Origin of the sequence: Nocardia sp. NPDC052566 (assembly GCF_044547285.1) — a bacterium.
Classification (GTDB): Bacteria; Actinomycetota; Actinomycetes; order Mycobacteriales; family Mycobacteriaceae; genus Nocardia.
Window position 1 is genome coordinate 544,577 of record NZ_JBIUAF010000001.1, and the last position, 23,367, is coordinate 567,943.

The 23,367-nt window shown below is 67.6% G+C and carries 18 protein-coding genes (1 of these 18 running past the window's edge); 8 read left to right on the top strand and 10 right to left on the bottom strand.

What is annotated here, in order from left to right:
- Window positions 1-7,501, top strand: partial view of a non-ribosomal peptide synthase/polyketide synthase gene (locus ACIG5A_RS02315; RefSeq protein WP_397236799.1) — the end only. It extends 20,978 nt beyond the left edge of the window; 7,501 of the gene's 28,479 nt are visible here — the last part of the coding sequence; the start codon falls outside the window, past its left edge; its stop codon occupies window positions 7,499-7,501.
- Here the strand turns inward: ACIG5A_RS02315 and ACIG5A_RS02320 are convergent.
- Window positions 7,477-8,154, bottom strand: a complete 678-nt coding sequence (locus ACIG5A_RS02320) for a class I SAM-dependent methyltransferase (protein ID WP_397236801.1) — start codon at window positions 8,152-8,154, stop codon at window positions 7,477-7,479. The genes ACIG5A_RS02315 and ACIG5A_RS02320 overlap by 25 nt on opposite strands.
- Window positions 8,155-8,240: 86 nt before the next feature.
- Here ACIG5A_RS02320 and ACIG5A_RS02325 point away from each other — a divergent pair, with 86 nt between their 5' ends.
- Window positions 8,241-9,104 (top strand): helix-turn-helix transcriptional regulator, encoded by an 864-nt coding sequence (locus ACIG5A_RS02325; RefSeq protein WP_397238782.1) that lies wholly within the window; start codon window positions 8,241-8,243, stop codon window positions 9,102-9,104.
- Between the two features lie 9 nt (window positions 9,105-9,113).
- Here the strand turns inward: ACIG5A_RS02325 and ACIG5A_RS02330 are convergent, their stop codons facing one another.
- Window positions 9,114-10,175 (bottom strand): YncE family protein, encoded by a 1,062-nt coding sequence (locus tag ACIG5A_RS02330; protein ID WP_397236803.1) that lies wholly within the window; start codon window positions 10,173-10,175, stop codon window positions 9,114-9,116.
- Window positions 10,176-10,354: 179 nt separating this feature from the next.
- On the opposite strand from ACIG5A_RS02330, the gene ACIG5A_RS02335 reads away from it, so the two are divergent.
- The gene (locus ACIG5A_RS02335) at window positions 10,355-11,089 is read left to right on the top strand and encodes a glutamine amidotransferase (RefSeq protein WP_397236805.1); all 735 of its coding nucleotides are present in this window, start codon (window positions 10,355-10,357) and stop codon (window positions 11,087-11,089) included.
- On the opposite strand, the gene ACIG5A_RS02340 is transcribed toward ACIG5A_RS02335, so the two are convergent.
- Window positions 11,086-12,084, bottom strand: a complete 999-nt coding sequence (locus ACIG5A_RS02340; protein ID WP_397236807.1) for a bile acid:sodium symporter family protein — start codon at window positions 12,082-12,084, stop codon at window positions 11,086-11,088. The genes ACIG5A_RS02335 and ACIG5A_RS02340 overlap by 4 nt on opposite strands.
- Before the next feature lie 192 nt (window positions 12,085-12,276).
- On the opposite strand from ACIG5A_RS02340, the gene ACIG5A_RS02345 reads away from it, so the two are divergent.
- On the top strand, window positions 12,277-12,789 hold the full coding sequence (locus ACIG5A_RS02345) for a hypothetical protein (RefSeq protein ID WP_397236809.1): 513 nt from the start codon (window positions 12,277-12,279) through the stop codon (window positions 12,787-12,789).
- Between the two features lie 8 nt (window positions 12,790-12,797).
- Here ACIG5A_RS02345 and ACIG5A_RS02350 read toward each other — a convergent pair whose 3' ends face one another.
- From ACIG5A_RS02350 to ACIG5A_RS02370, 5 genes are all read right to left on the bottom strand, one after another.
- Window positions 12,798-14,150, bottom strand: a complete 1,353-nt coding sequence (locus ACIG5A_RS02350; protein WP_397238784.1) for a DUF5933 domain-containing protein — start codon at window positions 14,148-14,150, stop codon at window positions 12,798-12,800.
- A gap of 342 nt (window positions 14,151-14,492) precedes the next feature.
- Complete coding sequence (locus tag ACIG5A_RS02355; protein WP_397236811.1) at window positions 14,493-15,179, bottom strand: cysteine hydrolase family protein; 687 nt, start codon at window positions 15,177-15,179, stop codon at window positions 14,493-14,495.
- A 60-nt stretch (window positions 15,180-15,239) separates the two neighbouring features.
- On the bottom strand, window positions 15,240-16,064 hold the full coding sequence (locus tag ACIG5A_RS02360; protein WP_397236813.1) for a transglutaminase domain-containing protein: 825 nt from the start codon (window positions 16,062-16,064) through the stop codon (window positions 15,240-15,242).
- A 45-nt stretch (window positions 16,065-16,109) separates the two neighbouring features.
- Window positions 16,110-17,594, bottom strand: a complete 1,485-nt coding sequence (locus ACIG5A_RS02365) for an amidase (protein ID WP_397236815.1) — start codon at window positions 17,592-17,594, stop codon at window positions 16,110-16,112.
- Between the two features lie 238 nt (window positions 17,595-17,832).
- Complete coding sequence (locus ACIG5A_RS02370) at window positions 17,833-18,465, bottom strand: TetR/AcrR family transcriptional regulator (RefSeq protein WP_397236817.1); 633 nt, start codon at window positions 18,463-18,465, stop codon at window positions 17,833-17,835.
- A 108-nt stretch (window positions 18,466-18,573) separates the two neighbouring features.
- Here ACIG5A_RS02370 and ACIG5A_RS02375 point away from each other — a divergent pair, with 108 nt between their 5' ends.
- Window positions 18,574-18,981 (top strand): Dabb family protein, encoded by a 408-nt coding sequence (locus ACIG5A_RS02375; protein WP_397236819.1) that lies wholly within the window; start codon window positions 18,574-18,576, stop codon window positions 18,979-18,981.
- Between the two features lie 70 nt (window positions 18,982-19,051).
- A complete protein-coding gene (locus tag ACIG5A_RS02380; protein WP_397236821.1) occupies window positions 19,052-19,651 on the top strand; it encodes a methyltransferase family protein in 600 nt (199 codons plus the stop codon).
- Here the strand turns inward: ACIG5A_RS02380 and ACIG5A_RS02385 are convergent, their stop codons facing one another.
- Window positions 19,652-20,635 (bottom strand): aldo/keto reductase, encoded by a 984-nt coding sequence (locus ACIG5A_RS02385; protein WP_397236823.1) that lies wholly within the window; start codon window positions 20,633-20,635, stop codon window positions 19,652-19,654. It abuts the gene before it with no gap.
- Window positions 20,636-20,754: 119 nt separating this feature from the next.
- Here ACIG5A_RS02385 and ACIG5A_RS02390 point away from each other — a divergent pair, with 119 nt between their 5' ends.
- Window positions 20,755-22,740 (top strand): hypothetical protein, encoded by a 1,986-nt coding sequence (locus ACIG5A_RS02390; RefSeq protein WP_397236825.1) that lies wholly within the window; start codon window positions 20,755-20,757, stop codon window positions 22,738-22,740.
- A 30-nt stretch (window positions 22,741-22,770) separates the two neighbouring features.
- Window positions 22,771-23,202: a DUF4279 domain-containing protein gene (locus ACIG5A_RS02395; RefSeq protein ID WP_397236827.1), complete on the top strand. Its 432-nt coding sequence runs from the start codon at window positions 22,771-22,773 to the stop codon at window positions 23,200-23,202.
- On the opposite strand, the gene ACIG5A_RS02400 is transcribed toward ACIG5A_RS02395, so the two are convergent.
- The gene (locus ACIG5A_RS02400; RefSeq protein ID WP_397236829.1) at window positions 23,193-23,354 is read right to left on the bottom strand and encodes a hypothetical protein; all 162 of its coding nucleotides are present in this window, start codon (window positions 23,352-23,354) and stop codon (window positions 23,193-23,195) included. The two genes, ACIG5A_RS02395 and ACIG5A_RS02400, sit on opposite strands and share 10 nt — an antisense overlap.
- Between the last annotated feature and the right edge of the window lie 13 nt (window positions 23,355-23,367).

A 23,367-nucleotide genomic window follows, 5' to 3' on the forward strand; every position in this document is an offset into this window, starting at 1 on the left:
CAACTACCTCGGGCAGATGTCGAGTGCGGGCATGGGCGCGATTCTGGGCGGTTCGGGCGAATCGAGCGTGACACCGGATCCGGAGACCCCGGTGACAGTGGCCGTCGATGTGAGCGCCATCGTCATCGACGACCGGCTCCAGGCGACCTTCCGATTCCCGCGCACGTTGTTGAGCCGAGAGGACATGGTCGAGCTGGCCGGGCTGTGGTCGGCGGCATCGGCCGCCATCGCCGACTACACCGGAACCCCGGGCGCCGGTGGACATTCACCGTCGGATTTCGGGTTGGTGCGAGTGACCCAATCCGATATCACGGCACTGGAACACCGGTATCCGTCGCTGACCGATGTGTGGCCGCTGACGCCGCTGCAGGCCGGATTGCTGTTCCATGCGCAACTGGCCGAAGCCGATGCCGACGTCTACGCCGCGCAGATCGTGCTGCACCTCGACGGCGGACTCGACCCGGACCGGCTGCGCCGTGCGGCGGCGACCCTGGTGGATCGGCACGAGAGCATCCGCGCCGCGTTCACCACCACCGTGAGCGGCCTGACCGTCGCGGTGGTCTGCGAATCCGTCGAGTTGCCGTGGCAGGTCGTCGATCTCACCGATCACCCCGATTCCGAGGCCGCGCTGGCCGAACTGGCGGCGGCCGAGAAGGTGCGGCGCTTCGATCCGGCCGCGGCGCCGCTACTGCGCTGCACGGCCGTCGGCTTGGGTGTCGACCGGTGGGCGCTGATCCTGACCAACCATCACGTCATCCTCGACGGCTGGTCCTGGCCGCTGCTGATCACCGAGCTGTTCACCCATTACGCGGGCGTCGAGCCGGGCGGCCCCGCCGGTTCGTATCGAGACTTCCTGGCATGGTTGACAACTCGTGATCGCGATGCCGCCGTGGCGGCATGGCGTACCGCACTGGACGGCGCCGAACCCACGCTGATCGCGGGTGGTGCCGACACGGGAACCGCTGCGGTGCGCGACCATTCGCTCACCATCGACGATTCCGAAACCAGGGAACTGGTGGCCGCCGCGGCCGCCGCGGGCGTCACCGTGAATACCGTCCTGCAATCGGCGTGGGCGATGATGGTGGCTCAGCTGAGCGGTCGATCCGATGTGGTGTTCGGCGCCACCGTATCCGGACGCCCCGGTGAGCTGCCCGACGCCGGACGCACCATCGGGTTGTTCATCAACACCATCCCGGCCCGGGTGCGATTGGCGCCGACCGAATCGGTTGCCCAGCTGTGGAATCGCATCCACGATCAGCAAGCCGCGTTGTTCGAGCACCATCACCTCGGGCTGACCGATATCCACGCCGCGGCAGGGAGCGAGGGCCTGTTCGACACCCTCATGGTGCTCGAGTCGTATCCCGTCGACGCCCACGACATCCGGCATATCATCGGCCGCGGCGAACTGGCGATCAGCGCGGTCTCCGGTGACGACGCGACGCACTATCCGTTGTCCTGCACGGTCATCCTGCAGGGCAGCATGCGGATTCGCCTGCAGTATCGGCGGGACGTCTTCGACGCGGCCACGATGGCCGAGTTCGCCGCGCGGCTGCGGCACGTGCTGCGCACGATGACCGCCGATCCCGCTGTCCTGGTGCGCGATATCGAGTTGCTGTCCGCACCGCAGCGACAGCGGCTGCTGCGCTGGGGCCGGGGCGACACGCTCGATGCGCGCGCCGGTGCGGTGACACTGCCCGACTTCATCGCCGCCGCGGTCGCCGCCAACCCGGAGGGTGACGCGGTCGTCGACGGGGACCGGCGCCTCTCGTATCGGGAGCTCGACGCGCGCTCGAATCGATTGGCGCGGTACCTGATCGGACGAGGTGTCGGGCCGGATTCGGTGGTCGCCGTCGGTCTGCCCAGATCGCTGGAACGGGTGCTCGCGGTGTGGGCGATCACCAAGGCCGGTGCCGGTTTCGTGTCGCTGGATCCCGGGCATCCGCTGGATCGGAATCGGTTCATGTGCACTGATTCCGGTGTCGCGGTGGGTATTACCGTGTGTCGGCATGCGGCGGCCTTGCCGCGGGATGGTATGTCGTGGCTGGTCGTGGACGATCCCGCCGAGGCGGCCCGGATCGAGCAGTATTCGCAAACCCCGCTGACCGATGCGGATCGGCACGCGACGCTGCGGCCGGGTAACACCGCGTACGTCGTCTACACCTCGGGGTCGACAGGGCGCCCGAAAGGTACCGAGGTCACCCACGCCGGGTTGGTCGGCGCGATGGCGGATCAACTGCGCCACTGCGAGATCGACGCCGATTCGCGGGTGCTGAACGTGGCGGCGCTGACCTTCGACGTGGCGGTGCTGGAGCTGCTGCTCGCCGTGTGCGGCGGTGCGGTCCTGGTGGTCGCCCCGTCGGATGTCTACAGCGGACAGCCGCTCTGGGAGCTGATGCGCGCCGAGCGCATCACCCATGCGTTCTTGACGCCCGCGGTGGCGATGTCGGTGGATCCGGCGGGGCTCGATCGACTGCGGATACTGATGGTCGGTGGCGATGGCTTCGCGACGCAGCTGGTGTCGCGCTGGTCGCGTACCGATGCCGCGGGCACTCGCAGGGTGCAGAACGTGTACGGCCCGGCGGAAGCCACCATCTGGGTGACGAGGCATGCCGACCTGTCGCCGAGTGATCCGGTCACATTGGGCTCGGTCATCCCGGGGATGTCCGGGCTGGTGCTGGATTCGTGGTTGCGCCCGGTGCCCGCGGGCGTGCTGGGTGAGTTGTATGTGTCGGGTCCGGCGCTGGCGCGCGGATATCGAGGTCGGATGGATTTGACGGCGTCGCGGTTCGTGGCGAATCCGTATGGTGCGCCCGGCGATCGGTTGTATCGGACGGGCGACATGGTCCGCTGGGTGAACGACGTGACGTCCGAAAATGGTTCGGGTGCAGGGGTATTGGCCTACGCGGGGCGGGCGGACTTCCAGGTCAAGGTGCGCGGGCAGCGCATGGAACCGGGCGAGGTCGAGGCCACGCTGACGGATCTGGCGGATATCGATCAGGCGGTGGTGATCATCCATCGCGCCGAGGGCACCGACGCGAGCGGCGCGCGGTTGGTGGCCTACGTGGTGGGCGCGGCGGGATGTGCGCCGGATCCGGTGCAGGTCAGGTGGCAGGTCGGGCAACGATTGCCTGGGTTCATGGTGCCGGATGTGGTGATGGTGCTCGACGCGTTGCCGCTGACGGTGAACGGGAAGGTCGACAGGGCCGGACTGCCGGAACCGGTATCGCCGCGTGCGCGCTATCGAGCACCGGCGACGGCGGTGCAGCGGGCAGTGGCGGAGGTGTTCGCCGAGGTGCTCGAGGTCGATCGGGTCGGCCTCGACGACGATTTCTTCGCGCTCGGCGGGAATTCGCTGTCGGCGTCGCGCGTGGTGGCCCGGCTCGCCGACGGTGTCGGTGTGCGCGTCAGGGTACGCGACGTGTTCGAGGCGACGATGGTCGAGGAATTGGCGGAGCTGCTCGCCCCCCGGGTCGCCGAGGCGTCACCGACGGAGGCCGGTGGCACTCGGCTGGGGGTGCGGGCGCGCCCGGATCGGCTGCCGTTGTCGTCCGCGCAGCAACGGATGTGGTTCGTGAACCGGTTCGCGCCCGACTCGATCGCCTACAGCATTCCGCTGGTGTTGCGGATGGCCGGTGCGCTGGACGTGACGGCGCTGGCCGCGGCGGTGTTCGATGTGCTTGCGCGCCACGAGGTCTTGCGCACCAGGTATCCGGACGTCGACGGGGTGCCGTATCAAGAGATCGTGCCGGTGGCCGAACTGGCCGCCGCGGTGGACATCGATCTCACGCCGCTGTTGATCGGGCAGGCGGAAGCCGCGGATACGGTCACCGAAATCGTCTCGGCGGGTTTCGATGTGGCGCAACGGGTTCCCGTGCGCGCCAGGCTGCTGCGGCTCGGCGGCGAAGAGTTCGTTCTGGTGCTCGTGGTCCATCACATCGGCGCCGACGGGTTCTCGATGGGCCCGTTGGCGCGCGACCTCGCCGCGGCCTACGCGGCGAGGCACGCGGGGCGGCAACCGGACTGGCTGCCGCTGCCGGTGCAGTACGCGGACTACACCCTGTGGCAGCGCGAGCTGCTCGGTTCGGCGGGCGACGCGGAATCGGTACTGTCGCAACAGCTTCGGTACTGGACCGAGCGACTCCACGATCTGCCCGAACTGCTGGAGCTGCCCACCGATCGGCCGCGCCCGCCCGTGGCCTCCCACCGTGGCGCGACCCACTTCTTCGCGGTGGATCCGGAGGTCGTGACCGGAATACAGGGTGTCGCGCGCGCCCATGGCGTGACGGTGTTCATGATCTTCCATGCGGCACTGGCCATCGTGCTGTCCCGGCTGTCGGGCAGTGGCGATATCGCGGTCGGCACCCCGATCGCGGGGCGTGGCGCGGCCGAACTCGACGATCTGGTCGGCATGTTCGTCAATACGATCGTCTTGCGCACGCGGGTGGACGAATCGGTATCGGCCGCCGAACTGCTCGCCCGGATCCGTGGCGCGGACCTCGAGGGGTTCGCCCACGCGGAGGTGCCGTTCGAGCAGGTGGTCGAGGCGCTGGATCCGCCACGCAGCCAGGCGCATCATCCGCTGTTCCAGGTGATGCTCGCCTTCCACAACCTCGATCGGGCCGCGTTCACGCTGCCCGGTATCGAGGTGACGCCGTCGGGCGCCGACACCGGTATCGAACGGTTCGATCTGACACTGACACTCACCGACACCCCCGACGGTGCGGGGGCGATGCCGGTCAACTTCAGCTACGCCACCGAGCTTTTCGATGCGGCGACGATCGAGCAGTTCGCGCATCGCCTGCATCGTGCGCTCGCGGCGATCGCCCGGGATCCCGGGGTCCTGGTCCGCGATATCGACCTGCTGTCGGAACCGGAACGACAACGGGTCCTGCGTATTTGGGGCCACAACGACGCCACCGCCGACCCCGGCGCTCTCGCCGGTGGGTTGACGCTGCCGGTCTTGCTTGCCGCCGCCGTCGGCGCGCATCCGGACGGCGCCGCGGTGATCGCGGGGGGCGGGCAGCTCTCCTATCTCGAGTTGGATGAGCGCTCGAATCGGTTGGCGCGGTTCCTGATCGGGTGCGGCGTCGGTCCGGAATCGGTCGTCGCGATCGGAATCGCGCGGTCGCTGGAGTGGGTGCTGGCCGTGTGGGCGGTCGCCAAAACCGGCGCGGCGTTCCTGTCGCTCGATCCGGCTCATCCGCTCGACCGGAATCGGTTCTTGTGCACCGATTCCGGCGCCCGCTGTGTGCTGGCCACCACCGAGCTCGAGGTCGAGGCGGCGGGGGTGGAGACGGTCCGGCTGGACCAGCTCGATCTGTCCGCGCACAGTGCCGCCGGGGTCACCGACGCCGATCGGTGCCTGCCGCTGCGGCCGGGCAATACGGCCTATGTCGTCTACACCTCCGGCTCGACCGGGCAGCCGAAGGGCGTCGAGGTCACCAGCGCGGGGCTGGCGGCGGTGGTGGCCGACCAACTGCGCCGCACCGCGGTGGACGCGGATTCGCGGGTGCTGAGCGTGGCGGCGCGGACCTTCGACGCGGCGATTCTGGAGCTGCTGCTCGCCGTGTCCGGTCGTGCGGCGCTGGTGGTCGCACCGCCGGACGTGTTCGGCGGACAACCGCTGTGGGACCTGCTGCGGAGCGAGCGGATCAGCCATGCGTTCCTGACGCCCGCGGTGGCGATGTCGGTGGATCCGGCGGGTCTCGATGCGCTGCGGACGGTGCTGACCGGTGGCGACCGGTGTGCCGCGCAGCTGGTGTCGCGGTGGTCGCGCACCGACGTCGCGCGCTCGCGCCGGGTGCACAACCTGTACGGCCCGGCCGAGGCCACGATCTGGGTGACCGGCACCGCCGAACTGCGCGCCGGTGCGCCGGTGACGGTGGGCGCGGTGATCGACGGGATGGCCGCGGTCGTACTCGATCCGTTGCTGCGTCCGGTGCCCGCGGGTGTGGTGGGTGAGCTGTATGTATCGGGTCCCGGTGTGGCACGCGGATATCGGGGTCGCGCGGAACTGACGGCATCGAGGTTCGTGGCGAATCCCTTCGGCGCACCCGGTGATCGGTTGTATCGGACCGGAGATCTGGTCCGCTGGGCCACCGGCGCGGCCGAAACCGATGCGGCGCTTGTCTTCGTCGGGCGCGCCGACTTCCAGGTCAAGGTGCGCGGCCAGCGGCTGGAGCTCGGCGAGATCGAGGCGGCGCTGACGGATCTGGACGGCATCGAGCAGGCCGTGGTGATCGTGCACACCGCGGACGGTGGCGCGCGTCTCGCGGCCTATGTGGCAGGCGGCGCACTCGATCCGGCGCAGGTCCGGCGTGCGGTCGCCGAGCGCCTGCCCGGCTACATGGTGCCGGAGGTGGTGACGGTGCTCGACCGGCTGCCGATGACCAGCGGTGGCAAGGTCGATCGCCGTGCCTTGCCCGAACCGGTGCCGGCGCCACGGGAGTTCCGCGCTCCGGCCACCGCCACCGAGGAACTGGTGGCGGTGGTGTTCGCCGAGGTGCTCGGCGTCGAGCGCGTCGGGGCGGACGACGACTTCTTCACGCTGGGCGGGAACTCGCTCACCGCGGTGCAAGTCGTCTCGCTGGTGCGTTCCCGGACCGGAAAGCAGCTGCGGTACAACCAGTTGTTCGCGGATGCGACGCCGACCTCGCTGGCGGCCTGCCTGGACAGCGAGCAGGACGCCATGAACATCTCACTGGGCGTGCTGACGCCGCTGCGGGCCGCCGGCAGTCGGGCGCCCCTGTTCTGTATCCATCCCGGCGGCGGTCTCGCCTGGGTGTACGGCGCCCTGGTGAGTCACCTCGATCCCGAACGCCCGGTGTACGGCCTGCAAGATCCGTACATCGTCGCCGAGGAGTCCAGGCTGGAATCGATCGACGCCTACGCCGACCGGTACGTCCGGGAGATCGTCGAGCGCTTCCCCGGCACCACCTATCACCTGCTCGGCTGGTCACTCGGCGGCCAGATCGCGCATGCGATGGCCGTGCGACTGCAAGAGCTCGGTCACACGGTCGGCCTGCTCGCCCTCGTCGATGCCAGCCCGGAAACCGGTGCGGCGCAGACCCCGGAACCCGAGCCCGCGCAGATCGCGCAGGCCGTCGGCCGGATCATCGGCGGCTGGCACGAGGTGCTCGGCCTGACCGATATCCCCGAGATCGACAACCTCGCGGACTTCCACGCGCTGTTGGCGGATCGGCTCGATCGCGCCGGAATCCTGACGCCAGAACAGGTCTCGCGAGTCCTCGAGAGCTTCTCGAAACCGCTGCCCTACACGCCGGGCCGATTCACCGGCGACGCCCTGCTGTTCACCTCCACCCGCGAATCGGGCCGGGACCACCTCGCCGAACGCTGGCGCGATCACATCACCGCCGGCATCGACCGGATCCCGGTCGACGAATGGCACACCGGAATGCTCAACGCGGACAAGGCGGCCGAGATCGGCCCGATCCTGGAGGCCAGGATGACACCCCCTCAGGCGGGGCGGATGGCGCGGTAGTAGGTGAGGCGGCCGAGCAGGCGGTGCCGCTCGGAAGCGATTACGGTGCAGTCGAACCCGGTCTCGCGCAGCAGGCGGGGGATGGCGTCGCCGAGGTTGCCGGACAGGTGGCCGGTGCGCAGGGACAGGCGCGCGGCCACCCCGTCGGCGGCGGTCATCTCGCCACCGATATCGAGCAGGTGCAGCCTGCCGCCGGGACGAAGGACGCGCAGCGCCTCCGCCGCCACACCGGCTTTCACTTCGGCGTCGAGATGGTGGAACATCAGCGAGGAGAGCACCCGGTCGAATTCGCCGTCCGCATAGGGCAGCTCCTGGCCGTAGCCGCGCTCGAACCGGATCTCGCTCAGCCCGTGCGCCTTTCGGACCGCGACGGCAAGCGCCTTCGGATCCGGATCGGAGCCGATCACGGTCGCGCCGGGGCGGGTGTGCTTCGCGCGGATCGTGAGATTGCCGGTGCCGCAGCCGATCTCCAGCACCCGGTGGCCGTCCTCGAGGCCGGCCTGGTCGATGAGCCTGGTGTGCGCCCTCGGCACGCCGAGCGAGCGGGTGAGCAGGTCGTAGCCGGGCAGCAGTAGATCGTTGCCGAACGCGGGCAGGTAGTCGTGGCGGTTGCCCATCACCTGGGTCGCCGAATCTGGATGATGTTTGGTCATGCCTTCCATGGTGATCGGGACTTGCGCAGATATCTTGGTCGATAGTCGGTAGAAATAGGACTATCTTCGGTGCTGTGTCCGACGCAATGCCGACCGTGACCCGCCTTGTGCGGCAGCGCGGTGGCGTGCCGATCTTCGACTACCGGACCGACCCGGGCACGCCGCCGGTCTCGATCCTGCGGCTGCCCGCCGCCGACCAGCTGACCGTCGACCGCCCGCACATCCACGACTTCCCGGTGCTGCTGTACATCCGTGATCCGGGTGCGGTATATGTGGTCGCCGCGGGAGTGGTCATCGACCCCGTCGACCGGGACGCCATGGACAACGGCGTCGTCATGTTCTTCGACCCGGCGCTACTCGGCGCCGGTGGGCGCGGCCCGGCCGCGCTGTGGCATGAGCATCCGCTGTTGCTGCCGTTCCTGCACGGGAATTCGGGGGGCGTGCTGCGGCTCGAGGTACCCCCGGCGCGAACCATGTTCTGGGACGCGACGATCGAGGCCATGGAGGCCGAACTCGCCACCCGCGGACCGGGTTACCGGCAGGCGGTGTCCGCGCATCTGACCCTGCTGCTGATCGAGCTCGCCCGGCTGGCCGTCGACGTGGTCGGCGATCTGCGGCGCAGCGGTGAGCCGCTGCTCGCCGAGGTCTTCGAGGTGATCGCGCGCCGCTACGGCGAACAGCTCTCGCTGCGCGATGTGGCGCGCGCGGTCGGCATGACCCCTGGCCACCTCACCACCGTCGTCCGGCGCCGCACCGGGCGCACCGTGCAGGAGTGGATCATCGAGCGCAGGATGGCCGAGGCGCGCAGGTTGCTCACCGAGACCGAACTGCCGATCGGCGAAATCGCCCACCGGGTGGGGATATTCGATCCCGGCTACTTCACGCGCCTGTTCCGGCGCACCCACGGCAGCACGCCGCGCCGCTGGCGTAGCAGTGCAGGTCAGGCATAGCGGTACCGGTCAGGCGTAGCGGCTGAGGTCGACGACCTGCATGCGCGCATCGGATTCGGTGCCGACATACAGCCGCCGCCCGTCCGGTGTGACCGCGATCCGGTCGGCCGGGCCGGGCAGCGCGATCATTTCGACCACCGCGCCGGAGGTGGTGTCGAGCACCGTCACGCAGCCGCGCGGATCGACGGTGGCGACGACGTACACGTACCGCCCATTCGGCGCCGCGGCGATATCGCGGCCGCCGACGGTGTGCCGCAACCGCGCGACGATGGAATTGGTCGCGGTATCGATGACCGTCAGGCTGCCTTTCGGTTCGAAGCTGTAGAGGCGGCGGCCGTCCGGGGTCAGCGCGAGCCGGGTATGGCTGCCGTCCAAGCGGATTTCGGCGGCCATTGTCTCGGTGACGGTGTCCCGCACCGAAATCCGCCCTTCCCGGCCGCGTAACAGGTAGAGGGTTCGTCCGCCCGCTCCCATCACGAATTCATCGGTCTGCGGATCGAACTGCAGTGTCGCCGTGACGGCTTCGGTCTTCGTATCGAGTACCGCGATCCACGAACGCTGCAGCCCGGAGTAGGCGGCGTACACCCGGGTGCCGTCCGGTGTGACGGCGATGGTCCGCGCCGTGGCGTAGTCGTGGTTGATCTGCTTGACCACGGTCCGCGACCTGGTGTCGATCTTCACCAGCGCGGTGGTGGTCGCCACGAAGACGAAGGCGCCATCGGGAGTGATCGTCAGCGCGCCGGGCTGTCCCGGCACCGAGATGACGTCCGAGACCTTGTTGGTTGCCGTCTCCACCACCGAGACGATTCCCGCGTGCGCGACGTAGACCTCGCGGCTGTCCGGTGTCGCCGCGATATCGCGCACGGTCGACACCGGAATGAAGGCCGGTCCGCCCGGTGCGGAGGTCAGCGTCGCCGCGACGGTCGATTGTTCTGTGCCGCCGCGTAATCCGAATATCGCGGCGGCGGCGAACGCGAGCAGAACACAGCCGAAGACACCGGCGCCTTTCAGCTTGCGCCGTCGCGAATCCTGCTGCCGCTGGTCGGGCTGCGGCGAGGGCTGCTTGTCCATCGAATCCTGAATAACTGGGGGTACTGCCGGTCGATCGCCCCAAAGCAGTGTTGCGGCAGTCGATGTGCGGCGACGCTAACACAGCGCAACTGGTTCGAACCCCGAGTTCGCCAGGGTTGGTGCACGATCGCAGCGTGTCGCGCGCACCCGGCCGCCGCGAATCTTCGAGAATCTCATGCATGGCGAAGCCACTGCTGCTGTTGCAGTTGCGACCCGAGGTCGCGGCCGCGGACGACGAATATCGGGCCGTGCTGCGGGCCGCGCGGATCGGGGCCGGTGATGCGGTGCGGATTCGGATGGATCAGGAGTTTCCCGATATCGACCTCGACGAGTTCGCCGCGGTGGTGGTCGGTGGCGGGCCGAGCAATGTGAGCAGTCCGGAGGAGCGGAAATACGATTACCAGCGCCGATTCGAGCCGCCGCTGCGGGAGGTGATCGCCGAGATCGTCCGGCGCGATTTCCCGTATCTCGGCGCCTGCTACGGGTTGAGCATCCTGGCCGATGTGCTCGGCGCGAAAGTGGGCACCGAGCAGTACGGCGAGAAAGCCGGTGCGCAGACCATCGAGATGACCGAGGCCGCGCGTGACGATCCGCTGGTGCGCGAGCTTCCGTCCGCCTTCCGTGCCTTCGTCGGGCACAAGGAGGCCTGCCAGGAGGTACCACCCGGCGCGGTGCTGCTGGCAGGCTCGGCCGATTGCCCGGTGCAGATGGTTCGAGTTGGGCAGCACGTCTACGCCACCCAGTTCCATCCCGAACTGGATGGCGACGGACTGGCCGTACGCATCGAGACCTACCGGCACGAGGGCTATTTCGAGCCGCACGAGGCGGATGAGCTGATGGCGCTCGGCCATCGGGAGCGGATCACCGTGCCGATGGAGATCCTGCGCCGGTTCGCCGCCCGGTACCGCGGCTAGACGGCCGCGACCGCCGGTTCGGCGTGCTCGGCCGGAGCCTGCCGCGCGTAGCGCTGTGCGAGCCATGCGCAGGTGAACAGCTGAATCTGGTGGAAGAGCATGAGCGGCAACACGATCAGGCCGATTTGGTGGCCCGCGAACAGCACCGTGGCCATGGGCAGGCCGCTGGCGAGGCTCTTCTTCGAACCGCAGAAGATCACCACGATGCGGTCGTCACGGGAGAAGCCGAGCAGCTTGCTCGTGACGGTGGTCAGGCACAGCACCAGTGCGAGCAGGCCGACGCACACCAGTACCGTCGTGATGAGCGGGCCGGGGGATACGTTGCTCCAAATGTGTTCGACCATGCCCGCGCTGAACGCCGCGTAGACGACCAGGTACACCGAGCCGCGGTCGACGGTCTTGATCACCGCCGTGTGCCGCAGCAGCCACGCCAGCCTGCGGCGCAGCAGCTGGCCGACCAGGAACGGCAGCAGCAGCTGCGCGACGATCTGCAACACCGACGACGCCGAGACCTCGACGCCGCCCGTGGTGTTCATCAACAGCATGACCAGCAGCGGAGTCACGAAGACGCCCAGCAGATTCGACAGCGACGCGCTGACCACCGCGCCCGCCACATTGCCCCGCGCCATCGAGGTGAACGCGATCGAGGACTGCACCGTCGAGGGCAGCAGGCACAGGAACAGGATGCCGGTGTAGAGATCGTCGGTCAGCACCGAGGGCACCAGGATGCGCAGCGCCAGACCGAGTAGCGGGAACACCACGAAGGTCGAGGCGAGCACGACCGAGTGCAGCCGCCAGTGCCGCAGGCCCGCCAGCGCCTCGCGCGGTTCGAGGCGCGCGCCGTACAGGAAGAACAGCAGTGCGATCGCGACCGTGGTCGCCCAGTCCAGTACGTCCGCCGCCGCGCCGCGGGCGGGCAGCAGCGCCGCGATGAGCACCGTGGCGAGGATGCCGAGCATGAACCCGTCGATACGGAGTTTGGCCAGGAGTCGCATTCATCCACCGTATGAACAAGACGTGTGATCACTGAAGTCGTTGGATCCGATTACTGTAAACGCGAGCCGCGATAGATAGGTCCTGACCAGCTCAGAAGCCTGCGGAGCGGCGGACATGTGAGCGGGTTCACCGGACAGTCGACCAACTCGATACCGCCACAGCGCGTTTTCCGCGGGTTTAGACTCGGCACGATGAGGCGAGTTCCAGCGGAGCGGCCGAATCGGCTGCGCCTGAGCACGATTGGGGCAGTCGCCGCGATCACCGGCATGGTCTTCGCTACGGGCTGCCAGGGGGAGTCCCATACCGGCCACGGCACGAGCAGCACCACCGCGCCCACCCGCGTCGTCGACACCACCCCGGTCGTCGCCGTGTGGGCGGTGCCGCAGGCCTTCCTGGGGGTGTGGCGGGGGATCGCCGTCGACGGGCCGGTCACCTACGAGATCACGCTGACCATCAACTCCGGCAAGAACGCCGAGGAGGTCGCGCTCTCCTCCGTCGTCGACAACGCCACCGGCAACCGCTGCGACCGCATCGAGCGCCTGTTCAACGCCAGCGAAACCGAACTCTCCTTCACCGGGCGCACCAGCGGGGGAACGGTGTGCGGCGATGGCGCCAAACCGTCCACGGCGCAACTGCGGCCCGACGGTACCCTCGCCTACACCGCGGACCGCCCGACCGTCTCTGGCACATTGCGCAAGTCCTAGCCGTGCGCTCACGTGCGCGGCGACTCGCTGGATTCCGTTGCCGCCGTGTGCTCCTCGACGATCGGTTCACCACGAGTCGGCGCGAACCACGTGGCGTAGAAGAGGTACACCAGTGTGGCCAGCGCGCCGAGGACCGCGATGCCGAATGGGATCGGATACGCGGCCATCGATGCGGCCAGGTAGCGGATGCACAGCAGTACACCGGCGAAGACGGCGATCCCGAGGCCGACCACCCGAATCCGCGCGCGGTCCCAGCCGCGCTCGGGTTCCCGCAGCGCCGATTCGATGGTCAGGCACAGTGCCGCGCCGACGACCAGGTCGATGCCGTAGTGCGCGCCGAGGCCGAGCGTCGCGGTCAGGGTGCAGACGAGCCAGAACGCACCGCCCCAGCGCAGCCACCGCGGGCCGCGCCGGGAATGGATGAACAGCGAAAGCGCCCATGCCGTATGCAAAGACGGCATGCAGTTGCGCGGCGTGATCCCGTCGAACGGCATCGCCTCGATCGAGGACGGCAGTGCGGGAACGACATTCGGCCACACGTCCGCGAGTTCCCAACCGTGGCCCCAAGATCCGTACGCGAGGATCGGGCCGACCACCGGGAAGATGACGTACCAGATCGGGCCGATCAACCCGAGCGTCAGGAACGTGCGCACCAGGTAGTGCCGCGGCCACGCCCCCTTCGTCACATTCCGCAACTGCCATGCCGCGACCACGATGGCCGCGACGGGCAGCTCGAAGTAGACCCAGCGCACCACGTTGAACGGCACCGGCCCCGCCGCCTCCAGCGCCTGCCCGACCACCCACGACGGATTGCCGAGTGCCCGATCGGCCGCCTGCACATAGGGATCGAGCACCATCGGCCGCGACCACGCGGTGATATCCAGCCAGACCTCGCTGACCTTCGTCGCGAGGATCAGCAGCGCGCCGAGACCGATCGCGCGCAGTGCCGTATGCCGCCGCTCGCCGGTCCATCGCAGGGCCACCACCACCGCGAGCACGGTCAGCACGATCGTCGGACCGTTGCCGACCGTGAACGGCTTGCCTTCGAGCGTGCGCACCAGCACGAACGCCGCGTCGACCGCGACCGCCGCGACCACGACGGTCACCCGCTCCCTGGCGGTGATGCCGACGAGCGCGAGCAGGAATCCCGCCCACGGCGTCGTCGCCGACTTCGGCCTACCGACGTAATCCCACGCCAGGCTGGTCAGCGGCCCGAGCGCATGGATATGCGCGGCCACCAGCTGGCCGGCGATCAGTACGATCACCGCACCGGCGAGGCACCCCCACACGATCGCCGGTCGAAGGCGCCGCGCCCGCGGCGGCCCGCCTGCCCGCTCACTCGGGCTGCCCTTCGCATCGATAAGCACCCGGATATCGTAAACACGGCTTGAACGTGTGGTAGCGCACAGATGTCAGGTCGGCTCCGCGTCGCCGTCCTCGCGATACATATCCCGCGTCGGCTCGGCGTAGTCGCCACCGGATTCCTCCCGAGCGGCATTCAGATCCGACACCTGATCATGCCGTTCCGCCCGGTGGGCGGCAGCCCGTTCACTGTCTGCTTTGCGGCGTGCATCCTGCGATAGATCCCGGTGACGTTCCATCGAGCACCTCCGTTGGTAGGTAACTCACAGTATGCCGAGCTCAGGAACCTCGGGGCGCATTCACCTACCGCCCGGAAGTCCACCGCATCCACGGCACCTGGATCATCTAGGTGCTGACGTGGTGACGGGGTCGATCCAGTAGGCGGTGTCGCGGCCGTAGTTCGGGGTGGTGAATGCTGTGTCCCACGATGATTCGGGGGCGATGAGGTCCCGCCACGGCGCTACTTCGACATAGAGGACACGCATCGAGTTCAGTGCGGCGTGCTGCAGGGCCGGGCCGTCGGTGGTGACGGCGTCCTCGGGGACGGCGACCTCGAAGTTGTGCTCCAGGGCCGCGCGGACCGTGGCCTCGACGCACACGTTGGTCTGCAGCCCCGCGACGATCAGCCGTTGCGCGCCGAGGCTACGCAGGACCGGTCCCAGTTCCGTGTAGGCGAAGAAGTTGTGCCTCGTCTTCTCGAGCACCAGATCGCCGGGCTCCGGAGCCACCGCATCCATCAACCGCGCTCGCCACGCCCTATCCTCGTCGGTAATCTTCGGCACCCGCGCCGACCGATATCGCTGATGCCGCGCGACCCGCGGATTAGAGGCCAATTGCCCCGCCGGACTGACGATTTGGCGGGAATAGACCACCGGAATCCCCGCCGCCCTTGCGTCGATCAACAGTGCTCGGCATTCGGCGACGACCTCGTTCAGCCGCCAGATCGGCGGCCACCCCAATGCGTCACGGACATCCTGCAGCAGATAGCCGTTCTGCATATCGATCATCAACAGGACGGTGGTAGGCATCGCAGCGCTCCTCCTCGGCGAGGGACCTCAATTATGACCGTGGGCGAGCGGGGCGATATGTCAGCGCAGGAGTTCTGTAGGTACCCGTAGCTCATCGCGGGCGTAGAGTTCGGCGAGTGCGGCAGTGTCGTCTTGGATACAGATCCTGGCGATCGTGTCGAGCAGATCGTCGTATTCGGGACCTGTCTCTCCCTTGTAGGACGCGTCCATGCGGCCCCATTCGTCCCAGGGCAGGGTCTCGACTTTGTTCAGTGCCGCAAGGTCTTTGATCGTGTTGCCTCGGATCTCGGCGGGTCCCCAATTCTCGGTACCATCGACGCCGAACGTCGCGGCGTCGAGACGGCCGTCCCGGAAGGCCGCCCACGCTTCGCCGCCATTGAGGAATTCACCGGCGCGCAGATCCTCGGGGTGTTCCAGGATCGACTGCCCCAGGATCTCGGAGTCGATTCGTACCCAGCGGTTTTCGCTGTCTTTCCAATACTCGGTGATCCAGTGATCGAGACCTTGCCCAAGCTGGAAGTAAGTGGCGAAGCCACACCGCACACGCGAGGTGATACCTCGATACCGCAGCAGCGCGCAGCTGATCACAGCGAAGTGCCGACAGGTCCCTACGACGCGACGGGACGGCCCGCGGGGAACGTCGAGCGGGGTCGTCTCCAACCGCACGAGCGCTTCGATCAGACGGTTGGCCGGTCGAATCTGGTTCTCGCCCAACCGTTCTGCCGACAGGTCCAGGGCTCGGGCATCCTGTGGTTGGATGACCAGTCCCCGGGCCAGGCGACAGATGTCGACAGGCTCGACGGGGACCGATCGCAACACGTCGGCGTCGATGCCGCACAAATCTGTCAGAGGGCCAGCGGTGGCGTAGTCGAGCACCTCACTCATAGGCGAGATCGTAAGGACTCGCTCTGACAGGTGTGCCGACGTGGGCTACTGGAGGAGGGTTGGGTAGGAGTGGTGCCAGGGGTGGATTCGCTCGTAGGCGGCGGCGAGGGCGAGGACGGTGTCGTCGCGGTAGCGACGGCCGGCGATCTGCAGGCCGATGGGGAGGCCGGAAGGGGTGAGACCGGCGGGGACGGAGATCGCGGGGTTGCCGGTGTAATTGAAGGGGTGGGTCAGGCACCAGCCGAGGATGGGGTCGACCGGTTCGCCTTCGACGTTGTCGGGGCCGACGGTCCAGCCGTCGTCGGCGTTGGGGATGCCCGCGATGGCGAGGGTCGGGGTGATGATCGCGTCGTAGCGGTCGAGGATATCGGCGATCGCGTCGAAGATCGCGGTGCGCAGGAAGCGATCCCGGCGCTGCTGCGTCGAGGTCTGGGCGAGGCCGCGGTCGGCGACGGCACGCAATTGTGGCGGCAGGTTGTCCCACGCGACGGCGCGCAGATCCAGTCCGAGATCACCGAAGGTCTCGATCATGCCGACCATCGCCGAACCGGTCAGTCGCAGCCACAGATCGGTGACCTCCTGATGCGGTGCGGGTAGTGCGAACTCTGGTGTATCGACCTTCACCCCGGCGTCGGTGAGCAACTGGGCGGACGCGTCGACGACGGCGCGCACGTCGGCCGCGACCGGAAAGCCGCCGAGCGTAGGCAGATACGCCACGCGCAGCCCGGACACCGGTGCGAAGATCGCGTCGCTGTAGCGCTGCTTCGCCAGCGGCACGCTGCCCGGATCGCGATCGTCGAATCCGGCCATCGCGTCGAGCAGCAGCGCGCAGTCCTCGACCGACCTGGCCAGCGGGCCGTTGCCCATGAAGGGGTCGAAGGTGAAGAAGGCGTCGGGTCGCACGACACCGGCCAGCAGGCCATAGCTCGGCTTCATGCCGACGACGCCGCACATGGCGGCCGGAATGCGTACGGAGCCACCGCCATCGGAGCCCTGCGACAGTGCGCACAGTCCGGCGGCGACCGCGGCCGCGCTACCGCCGGATGATCCGCCCGCGTTCATGCCGGGCGCGAAAGGTGTACTGGTAGGGCCGAACAGACGGTTGTCGGTGGTGCCTTTGTGGCCGAATTCCGGGGTGTTGGTTTTTCCGAGCACGATGGCGCCGAGATTCTCCAGCCGCGTCACGTGCCCGGCGGTTTCCTCGGGCACGTACCCGGCGAACTCTTTGACGCCGAAGGTGTTCGGTACGCCCGCCTTGAAATCGAACAGGTCTTTGATGGCGATCGGGACGCCGTGCAACGGCCCGCGCACTTTCCCCGCTGCCACTTCGTTTTCGGCTACCCGCGCTGCCGCGCGCGCCTCGTCGGCGAGCACGCGGACGTAGGCGTTGACGGCCGGGTTCTTCGCTTCGATCCGGTCGAGATAGGCATCGACGACCTCGACCGGCGACACCGACCGGCTGCGAATCCGCCGCGCGATGTCGGCGGCGGGTGCGAGTACCAGGTCGGCTGCTTCGTTGGTGTTCGGCATGCGCAGACGGTAGACGCGAAACACACTGTGCGAGTGCCTATTCGAGTGAATAAAGCACGAACTATGTTGCTGTGCAACATGATTTAACACAGATGTCATTTGGCTGTACGCGCTCACGGGACACATGCAGTCGCTCCGAGCACGAAGAGCGCGCTCATTACGCCTGCGTACAAGCCATGCCACTTCGGCGCACGTTACTGAGTTCGGGTGTGGGGGCCGGGCTCTCGGCTGCTCAGCGTCACCCCGCTGGGGCGTAGGCGCGGAGGAAGGTGTCGACGCCCGCGTGAGCGATGGAGGTGATGTCGGCGGCGGGTACTTCGTAGGTGCTCAGGCGCGAGCGATGCTCCATCGGGCCGGTGAGCAGGGACAGGAACTGTTCGGCGGCGAGGTCGGGTGGGCACGATCGGAGGCGTTGGGAGAGCATCAATTGCGCGAGGCGGTCGGCCAGGGCATCGGTCAGCCGGGCTGCGGTTCGCCGGTGGACGGACTCGGCGAGTTCGGGGAAATCCTTTGTCGCGCTGTGGGCGAGCCGATGTAGAGCCCGGCCCTGCTCATCGGCGCATGCCGAAAGCAGTTCGCCCGCCATGGCATTGAAGGTTTCGGTCAGGTCGTTGCCGGGTGCGCGCAGCAGGTCGACGGCGGCCACGCATCGGTTGCCGACCGTATCGGCCGCGGCTTCGAGCGCGTGCCGGAACAGTGTGGCTTTGTCGGTGAGATGGTTGTAGACAGTGGGTTTCGCGACGTGCGCGGTATCCGCGATCTCCTGCACGCACGCCTGGTCGTAGCCGCGGCGTGCGAACACCGTGAACGCGGCACGCACGATGGCCTCGCGTTTGTCGATCCGTCCTCGGGTCGGCGCTCCGTCGCTCATATCCACAGGCTACTCACTGATTCGAACTTTTGAACTTGCGGGTTCAGTTGGCTCACTTTACCTTTGGGTTGTTCTATTTGAACTCACTGGTTCAGTTTGGGAGATCTCATGATCGTTCACACCGTTCGGTTCGGCTTCAAGGACTCGGTCACCGCCGAGCAGAGGGCCAGTGGCTTGCGGATCTTGGCGGGTATGGCCGCACTCGAGTCGGTGTCGTATTCGACGCTGGGGCGATCGCTGGGTGGCCCGCATCCCGCGTTGACGCACGCCTACTGCATCGCATTCGAGGACTTGGCGGCCTTGTGCCGCTACCTCAATGACCCGGTACTGCATGAGGGCGATCGGGAATTCCTGCCGCTGCTCGCGCACCTGTCGGTGGACCCGGACATCACCGACGACGCGGACCCCGACCTCGGCGCGAAGATCACCTCCGCGTTCGAGCAAGCCGTGACGGACTATCCGGTATGGGCGGAGTCGTTGCAGTCGGTGCCGCAGTTCGACATTCACAACGTGTGAACAAGATCCGCTGGGGCGCAGGGCATCCCGTATCGTCGGAGTAGGCGCGGTCTGGGAAGGGGGCCGATCCATGGCGGTCGCCACGCTGGTGTTGTTCAGTGTGTTTCTGCTGCTTGTGGTCGGTGTCCGGGTGTGGGTTCAAGTGCGGCACAACAGTGATACCGATTTTCGGCGCCTGGCTGGACCGCGCGGGGCGGTGCAGTGGCGGATCGGCTGGTTGGCTACCGCGGGCTCGCTGGTGTTGGGGGTGGTGTCGCCGGTCGCCGTCCTGATGGGGCTCGAGCCGTTGGTGGACAACATCTCCGTCGCCGCCATTGCTGTCGGCCTGACGGTGACGGGGATGGTCGCCACGGTGGTCGCACAGCTCATGATGGGGGAGTCGTGGCGACCGAATGTCGACCCCGAGGAACGCACGGCGCTGGTTACCTCGGGTCCGTTTCGCTTGGTGCGCAATCCTGTGCTGGCCTCGGTCCTGGTGACCTGTGCCGGTCTGTCGCTCATGACGCCCACGGTGATCGGCTTCGCGGGGTTGGCCGCCGCCGTGGTCGCCAACGAGCTGCTGGTGCGCCTTGTCGAGGAGCCGTACCTGAGGCGCGTGCACGGCGACGAGTACCGCCGCTATGCACGCGCCGTCGGCCGGTTCGTGCCGGGTATCGGCCGAATTCGGTGATCAGCGTCCCGCGGCGCGGGCGATGGTCTCCGGGTAGCGCGCGCCCGCGAATGCCGTTGCGGGAGCGGCGGCGTCGATGCGGGCGAGATCCTCGGCGGTGAGGACGATATCGGCCGCCGCTACGTTCTCCTCGAGGTAGGTCCGGCGCTTGGTGCCGGGGATCGGGACCACGTCGTCGCCGCGGCTGAGCACCCACGCCAGCGCCAATTGCCCCGCGGTGATGCCCTTTTCGGCGGCGAGCTCGCGCAGTGCGGCGACAATGGCGAGGTTGCGGTCCAGGTTGCCGTCGGCGAATCGCGGCAGGCGGCGGCGGAAGTCGTCCTCGGGCAGTTCGGCGGCCGAGGTGATCGCGCCGGTCAGGAAGCCGCGGCCGAGCGGGGAGAAGGGCACGATGCCGATGCCGAGTTCACGGCAGACGGGCAGCGCCTCGGCCTCGATTTCCCTTGTCCACAGCGACCATTCGCTCTGCAGCGCCGTCACCGGGTGCACGGCGTGCGCGTTGCGGATCGTTGCCGCCGACGCCTCGGAGATGCCGAGATAGCGCACCTTCCCCGCGGCGACCAGTTCGGACAGCGCGCCCCAGGTCTCCTCGATGGGCACATTCGGGTCGACCCGGTGCTGGTAGTAGAGGTCGATGTGGTCGACGCCCAGCCGAGCAAGCGACGCATCGCAGCACTGCTTGACGTAGGCGGCGTCGCCGCGCGCCTCCATGCCGCCGTCCTCGCTCCACACGATGCCGAACTTGGTGGCCACCACCACGTCGTCACGGCGACCGGCAATGGCGCGGCCGACGAGCCGCTCGTTGGTTTCGGGCCCGTAGATGTTGGAGGTGTCGAGCATCGTCACGCCGAGGTCGATGGCGCGCCGGATGGTCGCGATGGATTCGTCGTCGTCGCCGCGCACACCATAGGCGCTGCTCATGCCCATGCAGCCGAGCCCTTCGGCGCCGACGGTCAGCTCGCCGAGATTCCTGGTGGTGATCATGCGAAGATCGCCTCCTTCAGTACGCAGTCGCTATTTCCGAAGTAGACGCTAAGACTTGGAGTGCACTCCATGTCAAACGAGTTACATTGAACCCGCCCTGTTCATCAGGAGGCTCGATTATGCGGCTGGCACTATCGATCGCTTTGATGCTGTTCCTGGTCACCGGATGCGGCGCGGACGGCGATCCGGCGTTCCACTACCAGGTGCGTGAGGGCGCGAACCTCAACTACCTGATCCGGGACGGCAAGACCGCGGCGCATCTGGTGCTGCGTTCGGGAAAGGATCCGCGGATCGTGGTGGCGTTCCCGGCGGGCAACAGCGGCACCGGGGCGTGGTTCGAGCCGTTGGAAGCGGCGGCGGAGTGGGAGCTCGATCAAGCGCCGAAGGTCCAGCAGGACAGTGATTCCCGTGGCCGACCGCGGTACGGGATCGAGTTCATCGCCTCGATCAGGACGCCGAGGCTCACGCTGCGGCAGGCCGTGCTGTCCAACGTGCGGGTGCTGCGCGACTACAACCAGCTGGGCACCGTCCCGGCGGATGTTGTGGTGCCGCCGAAGTTTTCGGGCAATACGGTGACCTTCGACCGCGACCGTCTCGATGGCGCGCCCGGCTACCGCCTGACCCTGGACGTCATCGGCGGTACGGCGGGCACCGACCGGCATTACCGTGCGGCCGTCGACGGCCGGATCCGGCTGCGCGTCACCGCGCTGACCGGTGATACGCCGCTCACACCGCTGGCGGGATCGGAGTTGCTGAACGGCGCAGCGGCGCACAACGACGGTGCGCGAAATACGCTGACCTACCTCAGCTATCGCGAGAAGTTCCTCGGTGGCTCCTGGCAGTACGACACCTATTTCGGCCGCGACACACTGATCTCGATGATGATGCTGATGCCGGTGCTCGCGCCCGATGCGACGGAGGCGGGGCTGCGCTCGGTCCTGACCCGGCTGGCTCCCGACGGGACCGTCGCGCACGAGGAATCTCTCTCCGAATTCGCGATTCTCGCCAGGAAGAAGCAGGACGGCGGGCTCGGCGACCAGCCCATCCTCGACTACACCATGATCGACGAGAACTATCTGCTCGCACCGGTCGCCGCCGCCTACCTGCTGGACAACAAGCCGGGATCCGAACGCGCACACGACTATCTGGGCGACAACGAGACCGGCAAAGCCCTCGTCCGGAATCTGCGCCTGGTCGTATCGAGCGCGGCGGCCTTCGCGGGTGATCCGCGGTTCGGCAACCTCATCGCGCTGAAGCCCGGCCGCGATTCCGGGCAGTGGCGCGACAGTGACATCGGGATCGGCGGCGGGCGTTACCCGTACGACGTGAACGCGATCCTGGTGCCCGCCGCGCTGGAGGCGACCGCGCGACTGCTGGACAGCGGAATGCTGACGCCCTTCCTGAGCGCCGACGATCGTCTCGAACTCGGATTCGCCGCCGCCCACGCGAAGGTGTGGCGCGCGGAAGTCGCCCGCCTGTTCAGCGTGACCATAGACGCGCCGCAAGCGCAGCGAGCAGTAGACGCTTACTCCGCGCAAATCGGTATTCCCGCAACCGAAGCCGGGAACCCGATCACCTTCCCGGCGATTTCGCTCGGCGCCGACGGCGGGCCGATCCCGATCGTCCACTCCGATGACGTCTTCGACCTGCTGTTCGGCACTCCCGCACCCGAGATCCTGGAACGGAAGGTGGCCACGCTGATCCGCCCGTTCCCGCTCGGCCTGATGACCGGTGCCGGCATGGTGGTCGCCAACCCGGTCTTCGCGGGCCCGGAACTTCAGGCGAAGTTCACCACCCACGACTACCACGGCACCGTGGTCTGGTCCTGGATGCAGGCCGCGTTCGCCAGCGGCCTGCAACGCCAACTACACCGCCCAGACCTCCCGAAGTCAGTGCGGGACAACTTGATCGCCGCCCAAGACAAGCTGTGGAACGCGATCGACGCCGCGAAAACGATGCAGAACTCCGAACTCTGGAGCTGGCACTACGAGAACGGCACCTTCCGCATCACCCCCTTCGGCGCAAACACCGCCGACGTCACCGAATCCAACGCCGCCCAACTGTGGAGCAGCGTCTACCTCGCGGTCCAGCGGCCGAAATCCTAGCGACCATCGTCGCGCGGGTGTGGTGGGATCATGTTCGTGAAGACCCGTCAGTACAGCTATTTCGCGCTGAAGAGCGACACCGTGTCTGCGGTAGATATCACCGCGCGACTGCTGATGGAGCCGGACGAGGTGCTCGTACTGGGGAGCCGATCACCCGAACACGTAATTCCGCGGTGCCATGCGTGGAAGGTCGTTCGGCGCAGCGAGGAAAGTGTCGACGAGCAGATTCAGTACCTGGTCGACCGGCTGGATCCGATTCGTGCCGAGTTGATCTCGCTCTGCGCCACCGACGACATCAGCGCCGTGATGCAGGTCGTGCGCTACTTCCATGATCCGGAAGGTGCTGGCACGCAGCATCACTCGCGGCCGATGGGCTGGCACCTGCCGAGTTCGGTACTCGACTTTCTTGTCGCGACTCGGGCCGGTCTCGACGTCGACGAATACGACCTCGGCTACGACTGAGATCGGGCGGCCGCGCTGGGGATTTCGGTGAGGGTGAGTGCGGTCTCGTTCATCACTCGTACGTTCGCCGCCGGTTTTTCGGGGTTGTCGCCGGTGCCGGAGCGGTAGGGGCCCGCGATGAGGATCATCAGTGAGCGTGCCTCAGTGGTCATGGGAATCTCCTTG